At 66.5% G+C, this 13,103-nt stretch carries 12 protein-coding genes; 1 reads left to right on the top strand and 11 read right to left on the bottom strand.

The window, feature by feature from the left end:
- Nucleotides 1-247: 247 nt before the first annotated feature.
- The 11 genes from ACT4OC_RS02200 to ubiE all read right to left on the bottom strand — a co-directional run bounded on the left by ACT4OC_RS02200 (nt 248) and on the right by ubiE (nt 11,983).
- The gene (locus ACT4OC_RS02200) at nt 248-970 is read right to left on the bottom strand and encodes a nucleotidyltransferase family protein (protein WP_444837371.1); all 723 of its coding nucleotides are present in this window, start codon (nt 968-970) and stop codon (nt 248-250) included.
- Nucleotides 971-1,078: 108 nt separating this feature from the next.
- The gene (locus tag ACT4OC_RS02195; RefSeq protein WP_444837370.1) at nt 1,079-1,399 is read right to left on the bottom strand and encodes a PilZ domain-containing protein; all 321 of its coding nucleotides are present in this window, start codon (nt 1,397-1,399) and stop codon (nt 1,079-1,081) included.
- Between the two features lie 86 nt (nt 1,400-1,485).
- A complete protein-coding gene (gene tsaE / locus ACT4OC_RS02190) occupies nt 1,486-3,012 on the bottom strand; it encodes a tRNA (adenosine(37)-N6)-threonylcarbamoyltransferase complex ATPase subunit type 1 TsaE (protein ID WP_444837369.1) in 1,527 nt (508 codons plus the stop codon).
- Nucleotides 3,009-5,525 (bottom strand): PAS-domain containing protein, encoded by a 2,517-nt coding sequence (locus tag ACT4OC_RS02185; RefSeq protein ID WP_444837368.1) that lies wholly within the window; start codon nt 5,523-5,525, stop codon nt 3,009-3,011. Before ACT4OC_RS02185 ends, tsaE begins: the two co-directional genes overlap by 4 nt.
- A 212-nt stretch (nt 5,526-5,737) precedes the next feature.
- Nucleotides 5,738-6,334 (bottom strand): TetR/AcrR family transcriptional regulator, encoded by a 597-nt coding sequence (locus tag ACT4OC_RS02180; protein ID WP_444837367.1) that lies wholly within the window; start codon nt 6,332-6,334, stop codon nt 5,738-5,740.
- A 10-nt stretch (nt 6,335-6,344) separates the two neighbouring features.
- A complete protein-coding gene (locus tag ACT4OC_RS02175; RefSeq protein ID WP_444837366.1) occupies nt 6,345-7,022 on the bottom strand; it encodes a cupin domain-containing protein in 678 nt (225 codons plus the stop codon).
- Between the two features lie 187 nt (nt 7,023-7,209).
- Nucleotides 7,210-7,608 (bottom strand): MAPEG family protein, encoded by a 399-nt coding sequence (locus tag ACT4OC_RS02170; RefSeq protein ID WP_444837365.1) that lies wholly within the window; start codon nt 7,606-7,608, stop codon nt 7,210-7,212.
- A 117-nt stretch (nt 7,609-7,725) separates the two neighbouring features.
- Entirely contained in the window at nt 7,726-8,184 is a 459-nt protein-coding gene (dut, locus tag ACT4OC_RS02165; RefSeq protein ID WP_444837364.1) for a dUTP diphosphatase, read from the bottom strand.
- Nucleotides 8,181-9,587, bottom strand: a complete 1,407-nt coding sequence (coaBC, locus tag ACT4OC_RS02160) for a bifunctional phosphopantothenoylcysteine decarboxylase/phosphopantothenate--cysteine ligase CoaBC (RefSeq protein ID WP_444837363.1) — start codon at nt 9,585-9,587, stop codon at nt 8,181-8,183. Before coaBC ends, dut begins: the two co-directional genes overlap by 4 nt.
- A gap of 63 nt (nt 9,588-9,650) precedes the next feature.
- Nucleotides 9,651-11,225, bottom strand: a complete 1,575-nt coding sequence (ubiB, locus tag ACT4OC_RS02155) for a 2-polyprenylphenol 6-hydroxylase (protein WP_444837463.1) — start codon at nt 11,223-11,225, stop codon at nt 9,651-9,653.
- Complete coding sequence (gene ubiE, locus ACT4OC_RS02150; RefSeq protein ID WP_444837362.1) at nt 11,222-11,983, bottom strand: bifunctional demethylmenaquinone methyltransferase/2-methoxy-6-polyprenyl-1,4-benzoquinol methylase UbiE; 762 nt, start codon at nt 11,981-11,983, stop codon at nt 11,222-11,224. Before ubiE ends, ubiB begins: the two co-directional genes overlap by 4 nt.
- Before the next feature lie 90 nt (nt 11,984-12,073).
- On the opposite strand from ubiE, the gene mutM reads away from it, so the two are divergent.
- On the top strand, nt 12,074-12,955 hold the full coding sequence (mutM, locus tag ACT4OC_RS02145; protein WP_444837361.1) for a bifunctional DNA-formamidopyrimidine glycosylase/DNA-(apurinic or apyrimidinic site) lyase: 882 nt from the start codon (nt 12,074-12,076) through the stop codon (nt 12,953-12,955).
- The last annotated feature ends 148 nt before the right edge of the window (nt 12,956-13,103 follow it).

Genomic DNA, 13,103 nt, shown 5'->3' with positions numbered 1-13,103 from the left:
GGGGGCCCAATATAGGGAGCTAATTCGGGTTGGTCATGGGGCGAACTCAGCCATCGTCGTCCCGGACAAGCGAGCGTAGCGCCTGTCCGCCGAAGCTCGAAGAGCGAAGGCGGAAGCGCGATCCGGGACCCATAACCACAGGATTGAGTTTTGATACGCGCTGGAGCTCCAGCGCTTTCCAGCAACGCGCATTTGTGGTTATGGGTCCCGGGTTTCGCCGGGACGACAGGCGGGTTTGCGGTGACAGCTAAGCCACGCTCTCCAGAACCGCCTCTTCCGCGGCCTGCACGGCGTCGGGGGTGCCGACATGCATCCAGACGCCGTCGAGGCGGAGGCCGAACAGCCGCTCCTGCTCGTTGGCGCGGTCGAACATCTTCGTCAGCGAGAACTCGCCCTTCGGCGCGTCGGCAAACAGCGACGGCGACATGATCGCAGCGCCCGCATAGACGAACGGCACCACCTGCAGCTCGCGCCGCTTGCGCAGCGCGCCGTCGGGCAGCATCGAATAGTCGCCGCGGCCGGAATAGCCGATGCTGCTGGTGGTCGGCGCCATCAGCAGGAGGATGTCCATCCGTGCCGGATCGAATGCCTCGGCAAGCCGCGTCAGGTTCGGCCGCACACCGTCGATCCACATGGTGTCGGCGTTGACGTGGAAGAAGGGCGCATCGCCGAGCAGCGGCAGCGCCTTCACGACGGCACCGCCGGTGCCCAGCACCTGGTCGCGCTCGTCGGAGATGATGACGCGGGGTTTCTTGCGCGACTTCGTGTGCTCGATGATCTGGTCGGGCAGGTAGTGAACGTTGACGACGGCTTCGGAAACACCGGCGCCGGCGAGCTTGTCCAGCACATGGTCGAGCAGCGGCTGGCCGGCCACGCGCACGAGCGGCTTCGGCATCTTGTCGGTGAGCGGGCGCATGCGCACGCCGAAACCGGCGGCGAGGACCATGGCCTTGGTGGGACGGACGGACATCGGTCGGAAAGGTCTCGAATTCGCTGGCCGGATCATATCACGTGGATTCGGCGCCAAGTGTGGTCGTCAGGCCATAGTGGCCGGATATGACGGCCGTGCGACGGCGTTTCAGGCCTCTGCCGGGGCGCCGCGCCGCGCAGCCTTCTTCTTGTCGCCCTGCTTGAGGAAATTGACGCCGATCTGGTCGCCATTGACCCAGGCCAGCTCGCAACGGCGATAGGCCAGCCCAGTGGACGACAGCAGCAGGAAGAATTCCTTCAGATGCAGGCCTTCGACGGAACCTTCGACCGTCAGCTTGGCGCCGGTTTCGGAGACGTCCTCCATCGTGCAGTCGCGGCGCCAGGTGCCGTCGATGGCCATCATGTGGGCCGGGATGCCCCGCTCGAATACGACCCGTTCGCCCTTGCGTCGCTCGACCGTCACCGCCATGACTTGTTTCCCGCTCTCGGAAAGGCCGCACGCCGGCATGCGGCACCAGCCGCCAGATTAAGGGGATTGGGCTAACAAGCCGTAAATCAGGAACCCGGCGGCGGCACGTTGGCCGCATACCACGCGTGGAAATCGGCCAGCGCCGGGTGCGCCAGCGAGCGGTTGAGATAGGTCCAGATCCGCGGCTGGTGGCGCAGATAATGCGGCTTGCCGTCGCGGCGGTTGAGCCGGGCAAAGGTGCCGAGCAGCCGGGTATTGCGCTGCGCCGACATCACGGCATAGAGCTCGGCAAAGCCGGCGGCGTCGAAATTGTCGTCGCCGGCGCGCCGCGCCTTGATGTAGCGCGAGAGCAAGGCGAGCTCGAGCTGCTCGGGTACGTCGATGCGGGCATCCTGCAGCAACGACACCAGGTCGTAGGCGCCGGGCCCCAGCACCGTGTCCTGAAAATCGATGATGCCGATCCGCTTGATGCCCTCGCGCTCCGCCAGCCAGATGATGTTGGGCGAATGGAAGTCGCGCATCACCCAGGTCTTCGGCGCCGATGCCAGCGTTCTGTCGAGCAGCTCGCGCCACATGCCGGTAAACTGCGTGCGCAGATCGGCGGAGAGCCCGGCGCCGCGGTCGGGCATGTACCACTCCACCATCAGGCCGATCTCGACCAGCATCGCCTCGGTGTCGAAGGGCGGAATGGTGTAGGTGATGTGCGGGGCGAGCGGCAGCGTGTCCGGCAAAGCCTCGCGGTGCAGCGCCGCCAGCATGTCGGCCGCCGCCTCGTAGCGCTCGGCGATCGGCGCGGGCGGATCGCCCTCGATCACGCCCTCGGTGCCGAAATCCTCGGTGATGAGGAAGCCGGCGTCGAGGTCGGCGTGGTGGATTGCCGGCGCCGAAAGCTGTTGCGCGCGCAGTCCGTTGTCGATGGCGACGAACGGCTTGACGTCCTCGGCCAGATGCACCGCAGCGCTGTAGGACTTTCCGTTGTAGATCGCAGGTCCATCCGGCCGCTTCGGCGAGTTCATCAGGATGAACACGCCGTCGTCGCGGACCAGGCGCGCATAGGATCGGATTGAGGCATCGCCCGCCATGCGCTTGCGCTTCGCCTCGCCGAACCGCGCGCCTTCGAGGAAAGCGCGCAGCGCCTGCAGCCGCTCGACCGTCGCGGCGCATTTGCCATGGCCGGTGATCTCGGCCGCGCGCGCGGTCGAGCCCAGCGCGGGACGATGGCTGAGCGCGATGTCGATGCGGTCGGCCGGCAGCGCCCCGGTGGCGCGTTCCGGCCATTCGACCAGCGCGACATTGCCTTCCGGCAACGGCGAAAGGCCGATCTCTTCCAGCTCGGAGGCGTCGTTGATCCGATAGAGGTCGGCGTGGATCAGCGGGAACGACGGCAGCTCGTAGGTCTGCGCCAGCGTGAAGGTCGGGCTCGGCACTTCCAGCTCGTCGTCATCGGCGAGATAGCGGATCATGGCGCGGGCCGCTGCGGTCTTGCCGGCGCCGAGGTCGCCCGACAGGGTGATGACGTCGCCGGGGCCGGTCAGCAGCGCCAGGTCCGCCATCAGATGGGCGGTCGCGGTCTCGTTCGGCAGTGCGAGGGAGAAGATGGCTGACGAAGTCATTCCGCGGCGTGGCGCTGGGCGGCTCGGTCGAGCGGGAACTCACAGATCACGGTCGTGCCCTTGGTGACAGCAGGATCGAAGCGTACCTCACCGCCATGCAGTTCGACAAATGAGCGCACCAGCGACAGGCCGAGGCCCGCACCGCGGTGCCGCGAGCCGCTGGCGTAGGTCTCGAACCAGTTGAACACCTTGTCCTTGGCTTCCGGCGGAATGCCCGGCCCGGAATCCGCCACCTTGAACACGACATGGGTATCGGTTCGCCGCGCGCTGATGACGACGACCGAATCGTGCGGCGCGACGCCGACGGCATTCGCCAGCAGGTTATAGAGAACCTGGACGACCCGCGACCAATCGGCGGTAAAGCTGCCGATGTCGCTGCCGACGTCGATGTTGAGCGTGATGCGGTCGGTGGCGAGGCGATCCTGGATGCCTTGCGCGGCGGCCGCGATTGCCTTGCGGACGTCGACAGGGCCGAGCTCGAGCTTCATGGCGCCGGCGTCGATGGTAGCCAGATCGAGGATGTTGTTGGTCAGCGCCAGCAGCGCGTCGGTCGACTTGGTGATGTAGTCGACATACTCGGCCTGCTTCGGCGTCATCGGGCCGGTCGAGGGGTCGCTGAGCAGATGCGCAAAGCCGATGATGGTGGTGAGCGGGGAGCGCAGCTCGTAGGAGACGTGGTGGACGAAATCCACCTTCATCTGGTCGGCGGCCTCCAGGGCTTCGTTGCGCTCGCGCAGCGCCCGCTCGACATTCTCGGTGTCGGTGATGTCCTGGAAGGTCAGCATGGTCGCGCCGTCCGGCAGCGGGATGGTCATGCATTCCAGAACGCTGCCGTCGCGGCGCTCGATCTTCTGTGCGACCTGGGCGCGGTTCTCGATCGCGGTGATGGCCTCGCGCAGCGCACGCCAGGTCAACGCATCGTCGAACAATGGCCTGCACAGCTCCTCGACCGTCTCGATATGCGGCTGCTCGCGCATCACGTCCGGCGACAGCTTCCACATCCTGGCGAAGGCCGGATTGAACAACTGCGCGCGGCCGTTGCTGCCGAACACGGCGACGGCTTCGGTGAGATTGTCGAGCGTCTCGCGCTGCACCCGGATCAGGCCGTCGAAGCGGCGCGCCATGTCCAGGCTCTCGGTGACGTTGTCGAAGAGATAGGTGACGCCGCCTTCGAGATTGGGCGTGGTCACGACAGCGACGGCGCGGCCGTCGGGCAGGAACCAGGTGTAGGTCTCCGATTCGACGGCGCGATAGGCTTCGTGCAGCTTGGCCTTCCAGGCGCGGAAGTCCGGTTGTTCCGGCAGCTTGCGGTTGGCACGGAGCCGATCGAGCACGCTCGAATCGTCGGGATGGCCGTCGAGGAAGGCCTGGTCGAGGCCCCATAGCTTGCGGTACGACTCGTTGTAGAAGGAAAGCCGCCGGTCGGCATCGAATACCGCCACGCCCGAGGAGAGCTGGTCGAGGGTGCGGCGGTGCGCTTCCGCCATCCGGATCAGCGCGGCCTTCAGCTGGGCCACCTCGCTGGCATCGACGGCAATCGCCGCGCTGCCGCTGTCGAATCGCATCGCCTGCACGTCATAGGTGCGCCGCTCGCCGCTCAGCACGACCGGCAGCCGCGCCGAATAGGCGGCATTGTCGTTGAGCGCGCGGCTCATATCGGCGCACTGGTCGCTTTCCAGCAATTCGAGATTGCGATGGATGGCGTCGGCGACGCTCCTGGCTTCTGTCGCCCTGGCATAGGCCGCGTTGGCGTAGCGCAGCATGCCCCGGGAGTCCTTGGCCCAGATCGGCCAGGGCGCAGCGCCCGCGAAGTCGCGGAGCAGCTCGGTCTCCTCCAGCAGCGTCTTGTAACGCGTACTGGATTCGGCGAGTTCCCGGCGCACGCCGGAAAGCTCGCGAATCCGTACAATGGCCTGGCCTCCGATGGCGCGGCCCATCGCCTCCACCGCGCGTCCGGCTGACGTGGCGAGGTTGAGCAGAAAACCCTCGCCTTTTTCGCGGAGCGCATCGACCGCGCGGTCCATCTGCAGCGCCGGCTCCGGCGGGAGCCAGGCGCCGAAGGCGAGGATGCGCTGCGGCGATTGCTGCAGGCCTTCCGGCACCAGCAGCGAGATGTCGCCGCTGATCCGCGGCCGGTCGTCGCCGGCGGGCCACGAGATCAGCACCTGGGGCTCGGCGAACAGCAGCGCGCTCAGCCGGTCGGTCTGCGAGGCGAGCTCGTTGATCTCGGCGCGCAGCTTGCTCTCGTTCCGCGCCGCGCGGGTGCGGTTGCGCATCAACAGGATCGCCGAGACCACGGAGAAGCCGAGCAGCGCCATCGCGGTGGCGAGAACGGCGAATTCCTGGTGATTGAGATCGAGCCAGTCGGCGATGGCTTCAGAGATCGCGATCTCGGCGGCAGAGGCGGAGGCTGCGGGCAGCAGGACCGAAAAGGCGAGTCCCGTCAGGCCGTTGCGCGCCAGTGAGGTGCACGACAGCAGGGTTCGACGCATTGTCGCGACTACGCCCGACATGAATTGCCCCAAGGAACGCCAAACTCGAACGCCAAACTCGAACGCCAGACCGGAACGCAGGATTTCAGGCCCGGCGCTCTCCCCGCCGTGCCGAATCAAAAGAGAATAGTCCCAACGTGACTCGGGGGGTAAGAGTCCAGACCGTGAACGTGAATCCGGCCGTGGAAAATTGCGTCGCAGTCTAAACTGTCCGTAATCGAACTGTTGTGAGCTCAACCCGGGCGAGCCAGCTGCAGCTTGATGACCGCGATGACGTCGTCGATCTGCGAGACATCGCCGGTCGCACGCTTGACCAGCAGCGCGCCCTGCAGGGCGGCAAAAATCGATCGCGCGATCTTTGCCGTCGGTGCCGGCAAGTGGAACTCGCCGCGCTCGACGCCGCGCGCCAGGAGTTTGGCGAGCCAGGCCTGATGACTCCTGAAGAAATGGTCGACCCGCTCGCGCATGCCGGCCGGCAGCGCCAGCATCTCGCCGGCCAGCGCGCCGCACAGGCAGACCCGGTCCGGGGCTCGGGCGAATGCGAGGTAGGGCTGGGTGTAGTGATCCAGCATGGCCATCGACGACAGCCGCTCGTCGCCGGCGACCTTGGTCAGGGCGGCGTCGAAGCGCTCGATGTAGCGGTTGACCACGGCGACGCCGAGATCGGTCTTGGACGGGAAATGGTAGTGGATGCTGGCCTTGCGGATGCCGAGCGCGTCGGCGATGTCCTGGTAGGAGAACGCGCTGTAGCCGCGGGTTTGGATCAGCGTCTCGGCGAGATCGAGAATCTGTTCGGCGGTCTCCGATCGCTGCTTGGTCGCCGCCGTCATCGCGTTCCCATCATGGCATCGCGCGCAGATGACCTCGCTTCACCCAATAGGTTGCTCCCTCGGGCGACTGGAGGCTGCGCCGGAATCCGGCCGGGTTCCTGATCCAGGTGCCCGAGCCGTAATGTCCATATTCGTCCCGGAGCACGCCGGACAACAGGAAAATCTCCTCACCGCCGGGACAATCCAAGCCGGGAGGACAGGCGCCGGGGCCGAGCCGTTCCAGCGCCACCCGTTCGCCGGTATCGGCCGCCTCGTGCAGCGGCAGCCGGAGGAGGCCGGGGGAGTCGGTTTCCGGCCACCTGGCGGCCGATGTGTCGATTACGACACGCGCCGTCTCGGTCGGCTCCATCTGCCGAAGCTTGACCAGGATGATGCAGCCCGGTTCCGTCCGCGGCGTATGTCGGCTGCCGGGCGGATTGCGGACATAGGTACCCTTTGGGTAGTCGCCGTGCTCATCGGAGAACACGCCATCGAGCACCAGGAATTCCTCGCCCAGCCCGTGTTGATGGGCGGGGAACGCGGAAGCCCTGGCGTAGCGGACCAGCGAGGTGGCGCGCGCGACCTCGCCGCCGATGCGGTCGAGCAGGCGCCGCTCCACGCCGGGCTGCGGCGAGGGCATCCAGGGCAGCGTGTCGGTCGCGACCACGATGCGCCGGGTGAAGTCGGCGTTGACGAGTTCGTTCGACATGATGCCCTCCTCAAAAGCGCTTGGAGAACGGGCGCAGGTCCATCTCATGTGACCACGGACGAGACGCCAAGTCGTTGCTAAGTCTGCGCCTCGCCGAGCGGGCCGTCGAGCGCGATGTCACGGCCCGCCCGCGCCACCGGCGATTGCCGTGCACCTGGCTTCGACAATGCCGCTCACGATCGCAAGGTCAGATCCAGCGCAGGATGCTGGCGATGATGGCGATCTGCGCTAGCCAGCCGGCGGTGAAGGCGAGCGTGCGCGCGGCGGGGATCCCTGCCGAATAGACGACGAAGTGCCCGAGACGCGCGAAGAAAAAGACCACGACCGCCGCCTTGGTGGCGCCGTTGGAAATGTTCAGCGCATGGGCCGTGAGCACGATCGGCGCGAAGATCGCGAGATTCTCGATCGCGTTGGTGTGGGCCCTGATAGCGCGGTTGGCCCAGGCGGAATGGCTTTTGTCGGTCGGCGACGTGCCGGCAAGCGCGCCGCCCAGTCCACTCACCGCGATGCGGTTGAGTACGTAGGGCATCCAGAACAGGGCGGTCATCAGGGCAGTCAGCGTCAGCCAAAAGAGTTCGGTTGTCACAGCAGTGATCCTCGCGCTGGGAAGAAAGCATCGTCTATCTACCTATTAGTAGGTAGAGTCAATGGTCACGATTCGTGTTCCGCGGGCCAAGCCAAAAATGTGCGTAGGAATAGCGGTTTAACGTCCAGTCGAGCCGAACCCGCCGCTTCCCCGCTCGGTGGAGGTTAGTGCGACGACGGGCATAAGCTGCGCCTGCACCACAGGCGCGATCACCATCTGCGCGATTCGCTCGCCGCGGCGGATCGCGAACGGCGCCTCGCCGTGGTTGATGAGGATGACGTTGATCTCGCCGCGGTAATCCGCATCGATCGTGCCGGGCGAGTTGAGCACGGTGACGCCGTGTTTCGCCGCGAGCCCCGAGCGCGGGCGCACCTGCGCTTCAAATCCCGGCGGCAATCCGATCGCAAATCCCGTCGGCACCATCGCGTGTTTGCCGGGAGCCAGGATCAGCGGCGCGTCCTCCGGCACCGCGGCGAGCAGGTCGAGCCCGGCGGCATCCGCGCTCTGATAGGCCGGCAGCGAAAGCCCTTCGCCGTGCGGCAACTGGCGAATGTCGACCCTGACGCTGCCGCTCACGATTCTGCTCCGACTTGCTGCGCGATCCGCGCTACCAGCTTGGTCGCGACCTGTTCCTTGCTCATGACCGGCCAGGAATCGACCTCGATCCCGGCGCCGTCGCGCGTCAAGAGATGCACGGTGTTGCGGTCGCCGCCCATCACCCCCGTCGCGGGCGATACGTCATTGGCGACGATCCAGTCGCAGCCCTTGCGCTTGATCTTGGCCTTGGCGTTGTCGATCAGATGTTCCGTCTCCGCCGCAAAGCCGATGACGAGCGGCGGGCGCCTATCCCTGAGCTTCGATACCGTGGCGAGGATGTCGGGATTCTCCACGAGCTGCAGCGTCGGCATGCCGGCGGGCGTCTTCTTCAGCTTCTGCGCGCCTTCGCTGACGACGCGCCAGTCGGCGACGGCGGCGGCGAAGATCGCGATATCCGCCGGCAGCGCCGCTTCCACCTTGTGCAGCATGTCGCGTGCGGATTCGACATGGATCACCGTGACGCCGGCAGGATCGCGCAAGTCGACCGGGCCCGTCACCAGCACGACATCCGCGCCGGCCGCCTGCGCCGCAGCGGCGATGGCAAAACCCTGCTTGCCGGAGGAGCGGTTGGCGATGTAGCGCACGGGATCGATCGGCTCGTGCGTGGGCCCTGCGGTGATCAGTACGCGCTTGCCCGCAAGCGGCTGCGGTCGCGGCGGCCGCAGCAGATGCTCCGCGGCGGCGGCAATCTCAGTGGCCTCCGACATCCGCCCGACGCCGGCTTCGCCGGCTTCCGCCATCTCGCCGGCATTGGGTCCGACGGTGTGGATGCCGTCGCGGCGCAGCTGCATGACGTTGCGGCGTGTCGCGGCGTTGTTCCACATCAGCGGATTCATCGCCGGCGCCAGCAGGATCGGCTTGTTGGCGGCGAGCAGGATGGCGCTGGCGAGATCGTCGGCAAGGCCGTGCGCCATCTTTGCCATCAGATCGGCGGTGGCCGGCGCCACCACAATCAAATCGCAGTCGCGCGCGAGGCGAATGTGGCCGGCATCGAACTCGCTCTGGGGGTCGAACAGGTCGGTGTAGGCGCGCTCATGCGCCAGCGCGCTGGCGGACAGCGGCGTGACGAATTGCTGCGCGGCCCTGGTCAGCACGCAGCGCACCTCGATCCGGCGCTCCTTGAGCCGGCGGATCAGCTCGAGCGACTTGAAGGCGGCGATGCCGCCGCCGATGATCAGGGTGACCCGCGCCAGGCGCTTGCCGGCATCAGCGGCCAGACTTTCGACGGGAGCGGGCAGGGCGGGCGCAGGCGCCTGATGCTGCGCGGCCTCGCGCAGGATCACCCGCACCTCGTCCTCGACCGAGCGGCCGTTGCGGGCGGCGCGCAGCCGCAATTCGTCGCGGATGGCGTCGTCGAGCTTTCGGATGGTGAGATTGGCCATGGGCGGCCCTCAGAATTGAACAGGTATGCTAGCAATGCTAGCATACCTATGACTGCGCTGCAATCACAGTTGGCGTACGGCCCAGAGAATTCCGATGAAGGTCACCGCGATGATCCAGACCGCCACGGTCCGCCAGCGGTCCTTGCGCGCCTCGGCACGGCTGAAGGCGGCGATGGTTTCGGGCGACAGCGTCACGCCCTCGCGCACCATCTTCTCCAGGTGCTCCAGCACGGCCACCGCCCGGCCGGCCATCAGCGGCAGGCTGGCGGCGACCTTGCCGAGCTCGCCGGCGCCGGCCATCGCGCCCTGGATACGGCCGATCGGGCCGAGATTGCGCTCGATCCATTCGCGCACCACGGGATCGGCGACCTTCCAGATATCGAGCTTGGGGTCGAAGCCGCGCGCCACGCCTTCCACCACCACCATGGTCTTCTGCAGCAGGATCAGCTCCGGCCGCGTCTGCATGTCGAACAGGCCGGTGACCTCGAGCAGCAGCGTCAGCAGCTTGGCCATCGAGATTTCTTCGGCGGTGCGGTTGTGGATCGGCTCGCCGATGGCGCGGATGGCCTGCGCAAAATTCTCCACCGAGTGATGGCCCGGCACGTAGCCGGCCTCGAAATGCACTTCCGCGACGCGGCGATAGTCGCGGGTGATGAAGCCGAGCAGGATCTCGGCGAGGAAGCGCCGCTCCTTCAATCCCAGCCGGCCCATGATGCCGAAATCGACCGCGACGAGGCGGCCGGCGTCGTCGAGGAAGAGATTGCCGGGGTGCATGTCGGCATGGAAGAAGCCGTCGCGCAGCGCGTGGCGCAGAAAGCTCTGGATCACCTTGCGGCCGAGATCGGGCAGGTCGACATGGGCCTGCGCCAGCCGGGCATGATCGTTCAGCGCGATGCCGTCGATCCACTCCATGGTCAGCACGTTATGCGTGGTGCGGTCCCAGTCGATGACCGGCACGCGGAAGTCCGGATCGTTCCGGGTGTTCTCCGCCATCTCGGACATCGCGGCTGCCTCCAGCCGCAGGTCCATCTCCATCGCGACCGAGCGCGACATGGTGTTGATCACTTCGATCAGGCGCAGCCGGCGCGCTTCCGCCGAATGCTGCTCGGCCTTGCGCGCGACGAAGAAGAAATCGCCGAGGTCGCGGCGGAAACGCGAGGCGACGTTGGGGCGCAGCACCTTGACCGCCACCGGCTGACGCGCGCCGTCGCGCATCACCTCGCCGCGATGCACCTGCGCGATGGAAGCGGCGGCGACCGACGGGCCGAAGCTCGCATAGGCCTGCGATATGGGCTTTTCCAGCGATTGTGCGACGGCAGCCTCGGCTTCCACTTGCGAGAACGGCGGCAGGCGGTCCTGCAGGTTCTCGAGGTCCCGCGCCATCACGACGCCGACGACGTCGGGCCGCGTCGCCAGGAATTGTCCGAGCTTGAGATAGGCGGGCCCCAGCCGCGTCAGCGCGCGCGACAGCCGCGGGCCGGACTTGGCGCCGGGCCGCTCGACCAGCCGCGCCAGCTTCATCAGAAGCTGTGCCGGCGGCGGCACCAGGCCGGGATCGATGACGCCGAACACGCCTTCGCGCGCGAACACGAAACCGGCGCGGGCAAGCCGTGCGATGTGAGTGACTGCGGAGATCACAAACGCCAGCCCGAATGCAGCGCCACGATGCCGCCCGACATGCTCTGCCATTTGACGCGCGCGAAGCCGGCGGCGCGGATCATGTCGGCAAATGCATTGGGCTTGGGAAACTTGCGGATGGATTCGACGAGATACCGGTAGGACTCGGCATCGCCGGTCACCGCGCCGCCGAGCTGCGGGATGACGCGGAACGAGAACATGTCGTAGAGCCTGTCGAGGCCGGGCACGTCGACGGTCGAGAATTCGAGGCAGAGGAATCGGCTGCCTGGGCGCAGCACGCGGTGGGCTTCCTTCAGTGCGAGATCGATCCGCGGCACGTTACGGATGCCGAAGGCGATGGTGTAGGCGTCAAAGCCGCGATCGGGAAAAGGCAAGGTCTCGGCGTTGCCCTCGACAAAGCTGACGCGGTCGTCGAGATGCTGTGCGGCGGCGCGGTTGCGGCCGACCTCGAGCATGTCGACGTTGATGTCGCACACGGTGGCGCGGAAGCCCGCGCCCGAGGCCTTCGCCGCGCGGAAGGATACGTCGCCGGTGCCGCCGGCGACGTCGAGCAGGCGGAAGGGCGCGTCGTCCTTCGGTGGATTGAGGGTGGTGACCATGACCTCCTTCCAGGCCCGGTGCAGGCCCGCGGACATCAGGTCGTTCATCAGGTCGTAGCGCGAAGCCACGCTGTGAAACACCTCGTTCACCAGCGTCTGCTTGTCGCCCAGGGGCACGTCCCTGAAGCCGAAATGCGTGGTTTGGTCCGGCCGAGCCATCACGGTACTCACTTAAACCTCACCCGGCGGACCATAGCGCGCCGGCCGCAATGGGGCTATCACACGCCCTCCATAAGGTGAATGACCTCCATGCCCGAATTACCCGAAGTCGAGACCGTCCGTCGCGGCCTGCAACCGGTCATGGAAGGCGCGAAAATCCTTAAAGCGGAGGCCCGCCGCAAGGATTTGCGCTTCCCCTTCCAGAAGGATTTTACCGCCCGCCTGACCGGCCAGATCGTCACCGGGCTCGGCCGCCGCGCCAAATATCTGATGGCGGACCTCACCTCCGGCGACGTGCTGCTGATGCATCTCGGCATGTCCGGCTCGTTCCGCGTGCTGAAGGGCGAGGGGAGCTCGGTGCCCGGCGAATTCCACTACCCCCGCAGCGAGGACCGCGCCCACGACCATGTCGTGTTTCACATGTCCTCGGGCGCTTCCGTCGTATTCAACGATCCGCGCCGCTTCGGCTACATGAAGATCATCGCCCGGGGCGACCTGGAAGAAGAGCCGCTGCTGGCCGGGCTCGGCCCCGAGCCGCTCGGCAATGAGTTCGACGCGGGGATGCTGGCGCGCGCCTGCCACAACAAGAAGACCAGTCTCAAAGCCGCGCTGCTCGATCAGCGCGTGGTGGCGGGACTTGGCAACATCTATGTCTGCGAGGCGCTGTTTCGCTCGCATCTGTCGCCGCGGCGATTGGCCGCGACGCTTGCGACGAAGAAAGCCGAGCCCACCGACCACGCCAAACGTCTCTTCGATGCGATCCATTCGGTGCTCAACAAGGCGATCAAAGCCGGCGGCTCCTCGATCAGCGACCATCGATTGACCAACGGCGATCTCGGTTACTTCCAGCATTCGTTCCAGGTCTACGACCGCGAAGGCGAGACTTGCCGCACATCGGGTTGCGGGGGCATCGTCAAGCGCTTCACCCAGAACGGCCGCTCCACGTTCTGGTGCCCGAAGTGCCAGAAGTAACATGTTCGAGACGCCACGCATCGAGACGCGGCGCCTGATCCTGCGGCCGCTTGCGCTGTCGGACGCCGCGGCGATTCAACGTCACTTCAACAATTGGAACGTGATCAGGACGCTCGCCACGGTGGTGCCGTGGCCCTATCCCGACGAC

Source organism: Bradyrhizobium sp. (assembly GCF_052389815.1).
Taxonomy (GTDB): domain Bacteria; phylum Pseudomonadota; class Alphaproteobacteria; order Rhizobiales; family Xanthobacteraceae; genus Bradyrhizobium.
This window is presented reverse-complemented; position numbering and strand designations above follow the sequence as displayed.

Excerpts from the sequence above, each read along its gene's own strand:
- ACT4OC_RS02185 (WP_444837368.1), bottom strand. The coding sequence starts at position 5,525 with ATGTCGGGCGTAGTCGCGACAATGCGTCGAACCCTGCTGTCGTGCACC.
- ACT4OC_RS02200 (WP_444837371.1), bottom strand. The coding sequence starts at position 970 with ATGTCCGTCCGTCCCACCAAGGCCATGGTCCTCGCCGCCGGTTTCGGC.
- tsaE (WP_444837369.1), bottom strand. The coding sequence starts at position 3,012 with ATGACTTCGTCAGCCATCTTCTCCCTCGCACTGCCGAACGAGACCGCG.
- ACT4OC_RS02175 (WP_444837366.1), bottom strand. The coding sequence starts at position 7,022 with ATGTCGAACGAACTCGTCAACGCCGACTTCACCCGGCGCATCGTGGTC.
- ACT4OC_RS02180 (WP_444837367.1), bottom strand. The coding sequence starts at position 6,334 with ATGACGGCGGCGACCAAGCAGCGATCGGAGACCGCCGAACAGATTCTC.
- ACT4OC_RS02195 (WP_444837370.1), bottom strand. The coding sequence starts at position 1,399 with ATGGCGGTGACGGTCGAGCGACGCAAGGGCGAACGGGTCGTATTCGAG.
- coaBC (WP_444837363.1), bottom strand. The coding sequence starts at position 9,587 with ATGGCCAATCTCACCATCCGAAAGCTCGACGACGCCATCCGCGACGAA.
- ubiE (WP_444837362.1), bottom strand. The coding sequence starts at position 11,983 with ATGGCTCGGCCGGACCAAACCACGCATTTCGGCTTCAGGGACGTGCCC.
- mutM (WP_444837361.1), top strand. The coding sequence starts at position 12,074 with ATGCCCGAATTACCCGAAGTCGAGACCGTCCGTCGCGGCCTGCAACCG.